Annotated in this window: 12 protein-coding genes; 5 read left to right on the plus strand and 7 right to left on the minus strand. The window is 66.6% G+C overall.

All coding sequences use genetic code 11. The features are described 5' to 3' along the window. Positions 1-238: 238 nt before the first annotated feature. Complete coding sequence (locus AC069I_RS19245; RefSeq protein ID WP_478266095.1) at positions 239-1,432, plus strand: cytochrome P450 family protein; 1,194 nt, start codon at positions 239-241, stop codon at positions 1,430-1,432. Between the two features lie 161 nt (positions 1,433-1,593). Here AC069I_RS19245 and AC069I_RS19250 read toward each other — a convergent pair whose 3' ends face one another. Continuing rightward, positions 1,594-2,859, minus strand: a complete 1,266-nt coding sequence (locus tag AC069I_RS19250) for an MAB_1171c family putative transporter (RefSeq protein ID WP_478266096.1) — start codon at positions 2,857-2,859, stop codon at positions 1,594-1,596. 263 nt (positions 2,860-3,122) lie between these two features. Here AC069I_RS19250 and AC069I_RS19255 point away from each other — a divergent pair, with 263 nt between their 5' ends. Further along, on the plus strand, positions 3,123-5,426 hold the full coding sequence (locus AC069I_RS19255; protein WP_478266097.1) for an AAA family ATPase: 2,304 nt from the start codon (positions 3,123-3,125) through the stop codon (positions 5,424-5,426). 3 nt (positions 5,427-5,429) lie between these two features. Here AC069I_RS19255 and AC069I_RS19260 read toward each other — a convergent pair whose 3' ends face one another. The 6 genes from AC069I_RS19260 to AC069I_RS19285 form a co-directional block, all read right to left on the minus strand. Continuing rightward, positions 5,430-6,065, minus strand: coding sequence for a class I SAM-dependent methyltransferase (locus AC069I_RS19260; RefSeq protein WP_219152385.1), 636 nt, complete (start codon positions 6,063-6,065; stop codon positions 5,430-5,432). Next, entirely contained in the window at positions 6,046-7,062 is a 1,017-nt protein-coding gene (locus AC069I_RS19265; RefSeq protein WP_478266098.1) for an ABC transporter permease, read from the minus strand. The genes AC069I_RS19260 and AC069I_RS19265 overlap by 20 nt, the downstream gene beginning before the upstream one ends. Continuing rightward, the gene (locus AC069I_RS19270) at positions 7,055-8,122 is read right to left on the minus strand and encodes an ABC transporter permease (RefSeq protein WP_478266099.1); all 1,068 of its coding nucleotides are present in this window, start codon (positions 8,120-8,122) and stop codon (positions 7,055-7,057) included. Before AC069I_RS19270 ends, AC069I_RS19265 begins: the two co-directional genes overlap by 8 nt. Then, entirely contained in the window at positions 8,119-9,585 is a 1,467-nt protein-coding gene (locus tag AC069I_RS19275; protein ID WP_478266100.1) for an ATP-binding cassette domain-containing protein, read from the minus strand. Before AC069I_RS19275 ends, AC069I_RS19270 begins: the two co-directional genes overlap by 4 nt. Further along, positions 9,582-10,592, minus strand: a complete 1,011-nt coding sequence (locus tag AC069I_RS19280; protein WP_478266101.1) for a BMP family ABC transporter substrate-binding protein — start codon at positions 10,590-10,592, stop codon at positions 9,582-9,584. Before AC069I_RS19280 ends, AC069I_RS19275 begins: the two co-directional genes overlap by 4 nt. 138 nt (positions 10,593-10,730) lie before the next feature. Further along, a complete protein-coding gene (locus AC069I_RS19285) occupies positions 10,731-11,285 on the minus strand; it encodes a hypothetical protein (RefSeq protein WP_478266102.1) in 555 nt (184 codons plus the stop codon). Between the two features lie 247 nt (positions 11,286-11,532). Here AC069I_RS19285 and AC069I_RS19290 point away from each other — a divergent pair, with 247 nt between their 5' ends. From AC069I_RS19290 to AC069I_RS19300, 3 genes are read left to right on the plus strand one after another with little or no spacing between them, the layout of a single operon-like run. Further along, positions 11,533-11,991: a helix-turn-helix domain-containing protein gene (locus AC069I_RS19290; protein ID WP_478266129.1), complete on the plus strand. Its 459-nt coding sequence runs from the start codon at positions 11,533-11,535 to the stop codon at positions 11,989-11,991. A gap of 23 nt (positions 11,992-12,014) precedes the next feature. Continuing rightward, positions 12,015-12,566 carry a hypothetical protein gene (locus AC069I_RS19295; RefSeq protein ID WP_478266103.1) on the plus strand — a complete coding sequence of 184 codons (552 nt, stop codon included), beginning with the start codon at positions 12,015-12,017 and terminating at the stop codon, positions 12,564-12,566. A gap of 9 nt (positions 12,567-12,575) precedes the next feature. After that, complete coding sequence (locus AC069I_RS19300; protein WP_478266104.1) at positions 12,576-13,766, plus strand: MAB_1171c family putative transporter; 1,191 nt, start codon at positions 12,576-12,578, stop codon at positions 13,764-13,766. The last annotated feature ends 11 nt before the right edge of the window (positions 13,767-13,777 follow it).

Here is a 13,777-nt window from a genome sequence, read left to right on the forward strand (position 1 = left end):
GGTCTCTCCGGCGGTGGAAAGCGCCCATTCATTCCTTCATCCTCCCTGTGGAACGATCTTGTAGATCGACATTGATTCAGCCTTGTGATGCCTATGCCGAGGCATCACATTCCCTGCATGGCCAGTCAGGCCCGCGATCCCGCCCGCACAGCGCGCGCCTGCTGCTGGAGCGGTGGTCTCCAGCCTGTCGCGGCGCTCTACGATCGGATTGGTAGTGCACCGACAGGGGAGGATCGACATGGCCGTGCCCGGCCACGACATTGTTCAGTTCGACACCACGTTCCTGAAGGACCCGGACGCGGCTTACGCCGCGCTGCGAACCGAGCAGTCTGTGCACCGTGCGGTGTTGTCGCCGGACGGTGCCCGGGTATGGCTCGTAACGCGGTACGACGACGTCCGAGCCGCGCTCGCGGACCCGCGGCTGTCGCTGGACAAGCGAAATGCGGGCACCGGCTATCGAGGTTTCGACCTGCCGCCGGAACTGGACGCGAACCTGCTCAACAGGGACGCGCCCGACCACAGTCGCCTGCGGCCGATCCTCGGACGCGGCTTCGCCCGAGCCCGTGTCGAAGGCATACGTCCCCGGATTCAGGAGATCGCCGACGGCCTGCTCGCCACCCTCCCCGACTTCGGCGAGGTGGACCTGATCGAGGCGTTCGCCGCGCCGCTGCCGATCACCGTGATCTGCGAACTGCTCGGAATTCCTTCCGCGGACCGTCCCGATTTCCGCTCCTGGACCGATCGGATGCTCGCCCCCACCAGCGCCGCCGACGTCGGCCTCGCGGTGAAATCGCTGAGGCGGTACCTGCTGGGGCTCGCGGCGGCGAAACGCGCGGACCCGGGTGAGGACCTCATCAGCGCGTTGATCGACGAACGCGACGTCGAAGGCCGGATGTCCGAGGCAGAGCTGATCAGTGCGCTGTTTCTCATCCTCGGGGCAGGCTACGAGAACGTGGTGCACCAGATCGGCAACAGCCTCGCCGCGTTGCTGTCCCGGCCGCAGCTTCTTGCTCGGCTGCGCGAGGAGCGTGCGCTGCTGCCATCCACTGTGGAGGAATTGGTGCGGTTCTGCTCTCCGGCACAGCTCGCCATTCGCCGCTTCCCCACCGTCGACGTCACCATCGGCGGGGTCACGATTCCCGCCGGCGACACGGTGATGCTGTCCTTGGCGTCCGCCGACCGCGACCAGGATCGCTTCGCCGACCCGAACGTCCTCGATCCGCGCCGCGAGGACAACCCGCACCTCGGATTCGGGCATGGACCGCACTACTGCATCGGCGCGCCACTGGCACGGATCGAGATCGAGGTCGGCCTGACCGCACTGCTCGACCGGTATTCCGAACTGACCTTGGCGCTCCCCCACGACCACTTGCGATGGCGGCTGTCGTTCCGTAACCGGGGCCTGCTCGACCTTCCCGTTCACGTCAGCTAGGTCAGCCCTGCGCAACCGCGTACCCGGAGGACAGCGTCGCCGGTCGCGTGGCGGCGGCGACAGGTCGTGAACAAGGCACCGCCTTGCGGTGCCTTGATGTGCCCACGCGCTGGATGTCGTGAGCAGCTGGACACGCGAGTCGCGACCGGCCGGAGCGATGGTCATGATCGACAGGAGGCGACCGGGGTGGCGGCGTGCTCGGGGTTCTCGGCGTGCGGGCGCAACGAGCGGCGCACGAACCGGACGGTGCGGCTAAACCGGAACGCCACAGCGACTGTCGCCAGGTGGCGGGCTTCGTCGAACGGCGTGGCCACAATCCGGTCGTGGTCGACGTAGTCGACCGCCGGGATTTCCGAGGTTGGATACTGCCGCCGTACACGGAAGCCGTCCAGCCCGGTGGCCAAGGTCGCGGCCTCGATCAGTGCGAGGCTGTGCTCGTGTGTGGGTTCCCGTCGTATTCGGGCCGCGGCCATGCGCTGGGCGTCTGGATGGACATAGGGCGTCAGCAGCAGTTGGATGTCCCGGATCTCGATCACCCGTCGGTACAGCATCGTTGTCCGGCCACAGTAGGCAACGTCGACTACGACCTCCGGGAAGGCACGGACCAGGGGACGCCACAGCAGACTGACCATGGCCAGCCCGAGCATGACCCGAACATGGGCAACTGGTCGCAGCAGAACCCGTCCAGTCCGGGTCCGCAGCAGCGGTGGCATCCACTCGGGGAAGGACACACCGGCGGCCAAGAGAATTGCGCACAACCCCGGTAGCACGGTGTGGCAAGCCACCGGCGTCGCGATCGGCCAGCTGGTGTGACGAGCGAGAACGTCCGCCAGCTGCGTCAGCAACCACAGGTAACCGCACCAGAGACCGCCCTGCACCATCCTGAATCCTGTTCGGGCGACGATCGTGGTCGATGGTGCGTGGAAGTAACGATGCCCCAGCAAATGGAAGGTCACCATGCTCCAGATCAGATATCCCGCATAGATCGCCAGGTAGAGGGCGATCAGCGGGTCGTGTCCATACGTTGAGACGAAGGAGCTGGTCTGTGCCGTATTCGCGGCGTCGAGCAGAACGGCCATCACCACGGCACCGATGACGAACACAGCCCCGTGGCGGAAGAGGCGGCGCCGAGGGTGGGGGTCTCGGTCGGGAGCTGCCGTCGACAGGGCGAGTATGCAGTAGGCGGCCCCCATCGCCAGGAGGTCCGCGCCGAGACGTCCCAGGTTCGGCATGGCCGCGCAAAGCCCGATAACCTGCATAGATGCGGGCGCGGCGAGCACCAAGGCAGCAGCCAATAGGAGCAGGCCGGTGATCAGGAACCGCCGGGCTCGTGTCCAAGGACGTCCTGAGTCGCGGGTGGCCAGAAACTTGGTCATAGCGGCGGCGATCGTGAGTAGCGCCGCGGCGTAGCTCAGCCAGCTAGTCACCCGTGGTCTCGCAGAGACTTCCAGAATTCATCATGTTCTCCCATCCCCATCGAGAATTCTGGCGTCACGGTGCGTGGCAGTGCTAGTACCTGCTGTTTCAAGTTCGATGTAACAGCTGCGGAAGCTACCGGCGGGTACTGTCGGCGTCGTCCTCCCTGCGTCGCCGCAGGTTCAGTCGGGTGTCGACGTTGTCAATATCGGCTTTGCCCGGTAACGATGTATGGCACGATCATGAAAGTGCAACGGGGTGGAAGAGGGGCGGAATGCCGAGGAAGTCCGGCGGCTCGAACTCTGAGCCGCCTACGGCCATTAAGCAGTTCGGGGATGCGCTCAGAAGCTGGCGGGAACTGCGCGGTCTGACGCTGCGCGATTTGGACAAACTCGGCGTCGGCTACAGCTACAGCATGCTCAGCAGGATGGAGAACGGCAGGCTACCGCCGACGATGGAGGGCGCAGCGCTCCTCGATAAGGTCCTGGAGGCTGGCGGAACCCTTATTCTCCTGGCGGCGGCCGCTAGGGCGGAACCGTATGCCGGGCTACCTCCGGCGACTCCGCATTTCGTTGGTCGCGAAGACGCACTCTCAGAGCTGACCTCCGAGTTGATCGATAAGGCTCGCTCGGACCGGTCGACCGTCGCCTTCGTGAAGGGACCTCCGGGGGTCGGTAAGACCGCGTTGCTACGCCGGTGGGCCAATACCCACCAAGAGAAGTTTGACCTGGTCTTATACGCCGACCTGCATGGTTTTGGTCCACGCTCTCCCGCGCAGACCGGGGACATCCTGGAGGCACTGTTACGTGGGCTGGGCGTCGACGACACTGCGCTCCCCGGCGCTGACAATCTTCGCCTGGCGTTGCTTCAGGGACGGCTGCGAGCGTTGGATGCTCAGCCCGTGCCCAAGCGAGTTCTTATTGTGCTGGACAACGCGAAGAACTCCCGCCAGGTCAGCGAGGTCCTTCCTGGTTCCCGTAACGCCTCGGTGCTGGTGGCCAGCCGGGTATGGCTGTCAGGCCTGGCAATGTCGTCGAAAGCGGAGGGGATTGACCTCGGTTCAATGGGCAAGTCCGACGCGATCATGTTGATCCGCAGCTTCGTCGGTGACGAGCGTGTTGATGCCGAACCTGACGCGGCCGCTCGCCTGGCGAATCTGTGCGGCATGCTTCCGCTGGCCTTGACCATTGCCGCCGAGCAGGTCGCGTCGAACGAGGCCCTGACGATCAGCCAGCATGTGGACAACCTGGCCAACCGCGCTCTGGAATTGCAGGTTGAAGACGACGTCGACAGCGGCGTCCGGGCGGCGTTCAACTATTCCTATAGCCGCCTCAACGGCGCACAGGCCCAGGCGTTCCGACTCTGTGGGCTTCATCCGGGCCAGCAGTTCAGCGCGGCATCCGTCGGCGCGCTACTCGGCGTTGCCGCGGACGAGGCGAATCGCTTGCTGGAACAGCTGGTGCAGTTCTCTCTACTGGAGCAGGTCGCGCTGCATACCTTCCGGCTGCACGATCTGTTGAGGGTCTTCGCGGCCGAGGAAGCGGCCCGATCCGAGTGGACCGACGAGCGGGAAGCCGCCGTTGACCGAGTGGTGCAGTGGTATCTCTATGCGGCCAACGCCGCGTCCTGGCGTATCACCCCTAAGCGGCCGGATCATCACATTCACCTTCCGCCACCGCCGGAGGGACTGAAACCGCCGGTGTTCGACTCGTTCGACGAGGCTTACAAGTGGTCGCAGCAAGAGCTGCCGACGATCGCGGGCATAGCGGAGCTGGCTTACAGGAACGGCTTGTTGTTCCCCGCGTGGCGGATTCCCGTGGAGTTCTTCGAGTTCTACATCCATCACAGGCCGGTCGCGGCTTGGATTGAGGGTCACGTGGTGGCCTACGAGGCCGCCGAGAAGTCGGGTGACCCGCTTCGGATCGCGCAAGCCGCCGAAGAGCTCGCCGAAGGCTACATCCGCCGCGGTGGCGCGGAGGATCTCGACCGCGCCTGGACGCTCAATGAACGTGCCATCCAGGTGTGTGAGGGCTTGGAACCGAACCGGTTCGTCGCATTTGCCTATGTCGAGATGGGAAACATTCAGTTCGAGCGGGGCGACTACGCCGACTCCGCGCGGCTATGCGAGTACGCGGTCCGTACGGCGCAGGCCGCCGGCGCGGTCATCGGCGAGACCCTCTCACGAACTCACCTGGGTGCAGCTTGTCGCGAGCTCGGGCAGTTCGATCGCGCGATAGAACACGGCTCCCGGGCCGTCGAGATGCTGGTCGAGACCGACGATCAACACGGGGTGGCGTTCGGGGCTGTGCCGCTGGCCCGAACCCACCGGGCCGCGGGGAACCTCGACCTCGCCCTGCGGTACTGCGAACAGGCACAAGCGGGCTATACCGCGACCAGCGACCCGCAGGGATCCGCGGAAGCGCTCGGAGAGAAAGCTCTCGTGCTCGCCCAGCTCGGCGAGCACGAGGCGGCCTCTGCCGCCTTTCGCAGCGCGCTGTTCCGGCTCCGGGAACTGGATCTCCGCAAAGCCACCGTGCTCGAGGCGGACTGGCACACGCTGACAGCCGGGTGTGGCTGAACCTCACGACGGGTCCGGCTTCAGCGCGGTGAAGTAAATTTGTGGCTCGGCGCCAGCTTGGTCGCTTGCCGGTTCGAACTCCACGAAGGTCTCGCGCACGACTCGCAGCCCTGTGCTCTCGATCCGTTGCCGCAACACCGGCGTCGGATAGCTGTAGGTCTGTACCCAGTGCCCCATCCACTCGCCGACCTTGCCGGGGTTGTCCCGGGGAACCGTCGCCAGGACGAGGTAGCCGCCGGGGGTGAGCCACTGTGCGAACCGGGAGATCATCGCGTCCTGGTCCACTCGTGGCAGCTGCAGCATCGAGAAGAACACGAGGACCGCGTCCCATGCCTCGTCGAAGTCCAGATCGCGCATGTCCTTCAGTTCGAATTTCGCAGTGGGTACCCGGGACCGCGAGAGCTTGATCATTTCCTCCGACACGTCGTAGCCGGTGACGTCATGTCCGGCGTCTGCGCAGGTCAGTGCCAGAGCGCCGGTCCCGGATCCGATGTCGAGAATCTTGGCCCGCCGCGGCAGCAACGGCAGCAGGTGCTCCAAGGTGGCGCACAAGGCGGGCTGGCCCCCGAATGCGTCCTCATACGCGGCGCCTAGGGCGTTGTAGAGCTGCGCCGCAGTTTTAGGAGTTCGGTCTGCCATGAGGGGAACCTTTCGGATGGGGACGAGAATCCTGCGTGTCCGATGGGAGGACATCGGCACCGGGTGTGACGGGCGAGGAGGTCGGGATGGGGCCGTCGCTGATCCTCCTGGTGTCTCGGCGGGTCTGCCGGGCGGCATGGACACACAGCACGATCAGCGCGGCGAGGTACGGCAGTGCGTGGTAAGCCTCGGTGGGGAGACCGAGATCGCGGGTCTGTGCCAATAGCCCCAGCCCGTCCATGACCGCGAACAGCGCGGCACCGGCCGCCACACCACTGGGTGTCTGGCGTCCGATGATGACGACCGCGAGTACCAAAAACCCTCGCCCACCGGTCATGAGCGGGGTGAAGGTTCCGATGGTGGTAAGGGTCAGAGTCGCCCCGGCGACCCCGGCGAGCCCACCGGCTATCAGCGCCGCCACCAGCCGGTAGCGGCCGACCGCGATGCCACGCTGCACTGCCGTCTCGCGATCGGCGGCCGCCCGCATCCGCAGTCCGGCGCGGGTGAACCGCAGCGCCCATGCCGCCACGATCGCCACGGCGACCGCCAGCCACAGCCCCACGCTCAGCGTCCGCAACGGCGGCCCCACCACCGGCAGTTCGGCCAGGCCCGGCACCGTGACCGTCGGCAGCAGCGGCCCGGAGATGTTCGTTTGGCCCGCCGGGGCGATGACCTCGAACGCATAGGTCGAGGCTCCGGCTCCGACGATCGAGATCGCGATGCCGGTCAAGACGACATCCAGCCCGAGAGCCACACTGACCGCGTACACGAGCCCACCTGCGACACCGACGGCGAGCCCGGTCAGCAACCCGACCCACGGCCCAGCGGCGACCGAGCCGAGCACGCCCGCCAGAGCCCCGATCAGCATGATCCCGTCGAGGCCGAGGTTGAACCCGGCCCCGCTGCGTTCGAGGACCATCTCGCCGATCCCGGCCAGGATCAAGGGTGCGGCCGCGATGAAGGCCGCTCCGAGGAGCAGCGTGAGGAACTCAGTCATCGGCGGACCTCCGGCGTGCCCGATACCGCTGTGTCAGCGCGAGCGCCAGTGCCACCGCGAGCAGCAAGACACCTTGCGTCACCTGCCCGATCGAGGACGGCGTCGTCGGAGAGTACAGCTGAATCCCGCTGGCCCCGGTGGTCAGCGACGCCATGATCAGCCCGGCGGCGACGATCGGGATCGGGCGGCTGGCGCCGATTACCGCCACGACCAGGCCGGTGAACCCGATGCCGCCGGCGACCCCGGGGGTGAGGTTGCCGTCGACTCCGGCGACCTGTATCCAGCCCGCGAGTCCGGCGGCCGCGCCGGACACCGCGCCGGCGCCCAAGATCGCCTGCGCGGGCGTCAGCTCCAGCCGCCCGGCGAGCCAGCGGTTCTCGGCGAAAACGTCGAGAACCCGTGCCGTTCGGGTGCGATGCCACCAGACACCGGCACCAACCAGCAGAGCTACCAGGATGATTCCGGCCGTGAGCCGGCCCGCAGTGGGCAGCAGCGGAATCTGCGACGGCTCGGGCAAGGCGGCACTGCGCGGTGTCGAGTGGCCTTCGGGATCACGCATCACCGTGCGCAGCAGGTAGGTCAGCAGGTACACGGCGAGGTAGTTGGCCATTAACGCGGTGAGGATCTCGCTGACCCGCCAGCGCAGCAACGGGATCGCGGGGATCATCGCCCATGCCGCGCCGCCGAGCGCGCCCACCATCGCGCCGACCGGTAACGCCAGCACCATCGGCAGGCTTCCCAGGGGTGACAGCGCGATCGCGGTCGACGCGATAGCCCCGGCGATCACCTGTCCTTCGGCGCCGACAACGATGACACCGGCCCGCAGCGCGGGTGTCGCGCCGAGCGCGATCAGGATCAGCGGTGCTGCGTAGGCAACGGTCTGACTGATCGCGTACGGGGTGCCGACCGCGCCGTAGGCCCAGCCGGACATCGTGACGGCGAGGTCGCCACCGGTGGCTGCGAGAATTCCTGCCACCACCGTGAACCCGCCGAGCACGCACGCCGCGCCGATGGCGTAGAGCCGGCCACGGCCGCTCGCAGGCACACGCAACCGCGTCATTGCCGGCCGTCCTCGTCCGGCCGGGCATCGACCAGGCGGTGAACGGCGTGGTCGTACTCGGCCGCGGTGTACACGCCGATGATGCGGCCATCGCGCAGAACCAGGACCCGGTCGGCGAGCGCACGGGCTTCCTCATGGTCGGCGGAGATGAGCAGCACTGCGGTGCCCGCGTCTGCCGTGTCGAGAATGAGGTCTCGGATTCGCTGTGTGGCACGCAGATCCAGGCCTTGGGTGGGGGCGTGCACGACCGCGACAGCGGGCGCCGTGTCGAGTTCTCGGCCCATCACCAGTTTCTGGGCGTTGCCGCCTGACAGGGCGCCAGCGGGCAGGTCCGGGTTCGGCGGGCGGACGTCGAAGCGGACGAGCAGGTGGCGTGCGAAGGTGTCGACGACGTCTTCGCGCAGGACGCCGAAGCGGGTGAAGCGCTTATCTCGCAGTCGCGGCAGGACCGCCGACCATTTCAGCGGCAGACTCGGTAGCAGCGCTTCGGCGCGTTGCTCGGGAATGTAGGCGACTGTCCCGGTGACTCGGCGAGTCCCGCGCTCGGGCGGCACGATGCCGGCAGCGGCCTCGGCGAGTGCCCGCTGGCCGCTGCCCGCGGTGCCGATGACGGCCACGATCTCGCGGGGCCGTACCCGTACGGTGATGTTCCGGACCGGCGCCAGGTCGTTGGCCGCTGCCCATAGTCCCTCGAGGACCAGGGCGGGCTCGGTGCTCTGGTCGATCGGTGCCCGCGATGGCGGAGTGCTGGCCTGAAGTTCGCCGACCATGGCCCGCGCGAGGGTTTCGTCGTCGACGTCAGCGACCTTTCCGCTCCAGGACACGGTGCCATGGGAGAGCACGGTGGCGGCGTCGGCGACCGCACGGACCTCGGCCAGCCGGTGGGTGATCAGGACGACCGTGATCCCGTCCTCGGCGAACGCCCGCAGGATGACGTGCAGCCCATGGATCTCGTCGGCGTCGAGGACGGAGGTCGGTTCGTCCAGCAGCAGGATCCGGGCTCCTTGCGCGACCGTGAGCGCGAGCTCGCCGAGCTGTTGCTGCGCCCGGCCCAGCCGCCGCACCGGTGTGGTGAGGTCTATTGCCACTCCGACGGAGGCAGCCGCGCGTTCCAGTTTTTCGCGGAGAGCTCGGCGCCGGACCAGCTGGCGTGGCTGAGTCGACGCGAGGTTCTCCAGCAGAGTCAGCTCGCCGATCAGGCTGCCAGTTTGCGGGATCAGTCCGATTCCTCGCTCGAGGGCCGAATCTCGTGTACGTAGCCGGACCGGGTTCCCGGCCATTTCCACGGTGCCGGTGTCAGGCTGGTCGAGACCGGCCAGGATCTTGATCGCGGTGGACTTGCCCGCTCCGTTCTCTCCGAGCACGGCGTGCACCCCAGGCCCGAAGTCCAGGTCCACCCCCAGCAGAGCCTGGACGGTACCGAACCTGCGGGACACGCCGCGCAGGGAAAGAACCGGATTCACGACCCGATCTTGATCTTGCCGTCGGCGATCTGCTGGGCGAGATCCTGCGCCCGGGCCTGAAGGTCGGCCGGAAGCGCCGGCGTCGCCTGGACCTTCGTGATGTTGTCCAAGACCAGTGAGCGGTTCGCGATCGAGCTCGTCGAGGTCTGATTTCCGAAGCTGCCGTCCTTGACCCGGTCGATGATCTTGCGCATCAACGCGGACATGTCCAGCCTCACCCTGCCGATGTTGACACGCGGTGTCTCCGGGCTGGCGGTGGGCGCAATGCCAATCGTGGCCACGTTTCCGGCCTTCACGGCGGCCGAGACAATGCCCGGCGTGAAGCCTTCGGCGTTAGTGGCGATCATGCGCACGCCGCTCCCGATCTGCGTGGTCGCAGCCTGATTCGCCAACAGGGTGTCCTTCCAGCTGCCGATGAACGTCGGCTCGCGAATCTCGGCGTCCGGCCGGACGGCTTTCACGCCCAGTGCGAAACCTTGCCACTTCTTCTTCTGCGCGGGCAGCGGCTCACCGTCGATGATGCCGATCGGCGACAGTTGTGCTTGTGCCGTGATCCACCCCAGCAGATAGCCGTAGGAGAGGTTGTCGTAAGTCCAGTTCTCCACGTTCGCGGACGGCTTCTGCTTGTCACTCGAGTCGCCGGTGATCAAGAACTTGGTCTTGGCGTACCGCGGGTCCGTGCTGAGCCTGTACAGCGAAGCCGAGAAGGTAGCCGACCAGCCGATCACCAAGTCGTACCCCTCCTCGGCGAACTGCTGGAAGTAGGCCTCTGCCCGGCGCAGGTCGGCTCCCTGCCGAACTTGCGTGGTGATCTTGCCTTCCTTCGTCAGGACGTCTAGCGGCTCGGCCCCCGACTGGTTGAAGCCGCCATCGTTTGCCTGACCTCCCAGAATAAGCGCGACACGCGTAGTGCCGGTGCCTGCCGCCGAGCCCGAAGGGCCACATCCGGTGGCCGATGCCACCACGAGAAGTACCCCCACGACAGCTGTCGCTGCTTTCAAGCGCATGTCTTTTCTGCTCCCCACTGAGTGCTCACCAAACTGTGCCATCTCTGGCCGTGTTTCACGGAAACCCGAAACAACCGCCGCAGGCGTACACCGCAGCGGCCTTCGGACAACGTTCGGGACGACGACGCCTAAGAGGCGTCAGAAAACGGGCTGCTCGCTGTCCCGCACCGGAACATCGAACAGCGCCCGCAGCCCGGAGGGGAATTCCTCGTCGACCCGCTGGTGAGGAACTTGGGCACGCAACTTGGCCTGCGCCATCGTCGCGAAGTATTCGGCCTCGTGCTCCTGCGTGTCCTCGTAGGTCGTGCGTGCGCGAAGTCTCGCGACCAGATCCGGATGCAGGTCGGGGATCAGCTGCCGGACTGCGCGTTCAAACTCATGGTTGCGCGGCGGTTCCGGGGCGTCAGCATTCGACAGGTGCAACAGCACGTGGGCCAGCTCGTGGTGGGTGATGTGCGTGCGGTGCAGCTTCGAGGTGTTGCGCGGGCAGAGAATCGTGTAGGTGGTGGCTGTTTCCAGCACCATGCCGAATGGCATCGGGCCAGACAGCTTGGCGGGCTGGACGATGACCCTCCGGCCGGTCTTCGCGCTGGTCGCATCCAGCAGATCCTGGGTGGTGAACCGGTCGGGCAGGTTCAGCGATCCTAGCGCCGCATGGCATTTCGCCTCGATGCGTCGCGTCTCGGCATTCACTACAGCAACCTCCCCATTGCCATAGACGGCTCCCCCCGCGCGCGTGGTGGCTACGTGAGAGAAACGCCGTTGATGAGCGAGCCCTGCTCTCGTTTGACGCTTGCGGCCCCGTCCGCGATGTGACGCCCCGTGAAGAGTTCCCGCGTTTTCCGTTATGTTGGGCGACGATAGCCCGGACAGGTCGTATTGTGCAACGAACTGCCGATTGTGCAGTACACTGCACATCCCAATGGGGGGAGTGATCGCGATGTCCGAATCAGCACCAGATGCGCTGCTGGAGACGGTGAAATCCGACGTCGGCCGCCGGTTGAAGTACGCCCGGACACATCACCCGAATGGCCGCCTCCGGACCCAGGCCGCGCTCTCCGAAGCGACAGGTGTGTCGAGGCGCGCACTCGGCGAAATCGAGGCGGGCACCGCCAACCCGAGCCTGGACACCCTGGTCAAGCTCACCGCCGGACTCGGTGTCGAACGCGTGGCCTATCTACTCGATGAAGCGGTGTTCGACCAGGTCAACAGCGAGTTCGACGCCCTAAGGCAGAATCTCGAGGCCAAGGAAGAACTCGGCGTGTCCTCAGTCGTGTTTCGAGCGGATTCGGAACCCCCGTCCCCACAGGACATGGGCGGCATTTTGCGGCAGCTGCAGAAATTGGTGACAGCGGCACAAAAAGCCAACAACCACGACGGCGGCTCCCCTCGGTCGTGACGGATTTCTATCGCTGGAGAGTCATGGAGCACGACACCGGGGCAGGCACCGCAGGAGACGGCCTGCGCGAGGACGCGCGCGAGCGGCTGGCGCGTCTCCGACTGCCGAGGTTCACGAAGATCCGTCTGCCCGAACTGTGCGAGCGGGTGGGCGAGGCACGAGGACGCGAAACCCGGCTCGTGCCAATGGAATTGCCCGACCAGGTCACCGGGATGTGGCTGTCGACCACGGCCGGCGTCGACTACATCGCGTTCGAGAAGCGGGCGGCGCCCGACTACCAAGCGGCCATCGTCCGGCACGAACTCGGACATGCCATCTGCGAGCATCAAGCAGGCCCTGTGGTCGACCTCACCGCGATCAAGACGCTGTGGCCCTCGCTCAGCCCGAGCATGGTCCAAGGCGTGCTCGGCCGAGACCATTCGGATTCACCCGCGGAGTGGCAGGCCGAGTACCTGGGAACCGTGCTCGCGAGCCGGACCCGCTGGACAGCGGACTTGACGCGCCGGATCAGCGGCGACCAGGAAATCCTCGACCTCGCCGCGCGACTGTCCGCGCTGTTCGCGCCTCGGAGCTGACCAGACCCAGTGACCACCATCGTGTACCCGCTGTGCGCGGGAATCGCCTTCCTCGCCCTGCTCTACCGCATCCGTAAGGCCGTCGCGGTCCCCAACCTCGCCAACATCGGCCTCTGCGGGATCTTCTGCTTCATCGTTCTCGGGTGGGGGCTGGTCACGCCGTGGCTGTGGCACCCCATCGCGGAGACCGTCGGGATCAGCTCGCTCGGCGGCCTCCTGGCGCAGATCTCGGTGATCGCGATCATCGCCTGCAACACCGTCGTCCTCCTGCACTACGGCTACGATCGCAAGGAAGCCTGGCGCCGGGTGACGCCACGGCTCGCCCTGGTCACCGCCGTCGTGATCACCATGGTGGTGCTGTTCAACGCCACATACACCGACGATCGCGCCGCATTCGCCGTCTCCCGCGCCATGTCCTCCCCCGCCTATCTCGCCGTGTACATCTCGGCGTTCGCCGTCGGGCAGTACGACGTCCGCCGCCTCGCCCGGCGCGCGATCCGCGCCGCGCCGACCATGTGGGTCCGGCGCGCCTTCCGTGTCATCATCGCCGCGACGCTGCTGCAGCTGATCTACATTGTCGGCCGCGTCGCGGACATCCTCGCCCCGCTGCTGTTCGGCATCTCCGGAGCGGCGTGGGAACCGATCACGGTCGCCGCACTCGGTGTGGGGTCGATCCTGTACACCGTCGGATGGTTCCTGCCCGACCTGGGCCCTCACCTCTCGGCGGCATGGGTACAGCTGCGGCGGCGGTCATTCGAACGCGAGCTGGCGGGATTGCACGCCACGCTCGTGACAGCCGTTCCCCAGGTCGATCGCCAGCTCACCGACCGGGACACCGGCGACGGCACAGCCTTCCGGATCACCCGGTACCTGGTGGAGAACCGGGACGCGCAACGGTCCCTCACGGCCTGGATGAACCCCGCTGCGACCGCGGCCGCCACGCGCATCGTCGACGCTGAGCGGCTGAGCCCGGAAAAGCGGGCAGCGGCGATCGAGGCAGCACAACTGCGGGCCGCGATCGCCGCCAAGACCAACGGGTTCCCCGCCGGGCCACTGGATCCCGACAGCCGGATCGCGGAACCGGACGGCAGAGCCGAGGAAATCCTGTTCCAGCTCAGGGTTGCACGCGCTTACCGCACTCCGCTGGTCGGCACGGCCACCAAGGCCATGATGGCCGATGTGAAGTCACACCGACTATGAGCGGCCCGGCC

Source organism: Amycolatopsis sp. NPDC043885 (assembly GCF_056435685.1).

Coding starts and splice junctions, on each gene's coding strand:
- AC069I_RS19295 (WP_478266103.1), top strand. CDS start 12,015: ATGGAGCACGACACCGGGGCAGGCACCGCAGGAGACGGCCTGCGCGAG.
- AC069I_RS19260 (WP_219152385.1), bottom strand. CDS start 6,065: ATGGCAGACCGAACTCCTAAAACTGCGGCGCAGCTCTACAACGCCCTA.
- AC069I_RS19270 (WP_478266099.1), bottom strand. CDS start 8,122: ATGACGCGGTTGCGTGTGCCTGCGAGCGGCCGTGGCCGGCTCTACGCC.
- AC069I_RS19245 (WP_478266095.1), top strand. CDS start 239: ATGGCCGTGCCCGGCCACGACATTGTTCAGTTCGACACCACGTTCCTG.
- AC069I_RS19280 (WP_478266101.1), bottom strand. CDS start 10,592: ATGCGCTTGAAAGCAGCGACAGCTGTCGTGGGGGTACTTCTCGTGGTG.
- AC069I_RS19265 (WP_478266098.1), bottom strand. CDS start 7,062: ATGACTGAGTTCCTCACGCTGCTCCTCGGAGCGGCCTTCATCGCGGCC.
- AC069I_RS19255 (WP_478266097.1), top strand. CDS start 3,123: ATGCCGAGGAAGTCCGGCGGCTCGAACTCTGAGCCGCCTACGGCCATT.
- AC069I_RS19290 (WP_478266129.1), top strand. CDS start 11,533: ATGTCCGAATCAGCACCAGATGCGCTGCTGGAGACGGTGAAATCCGAC.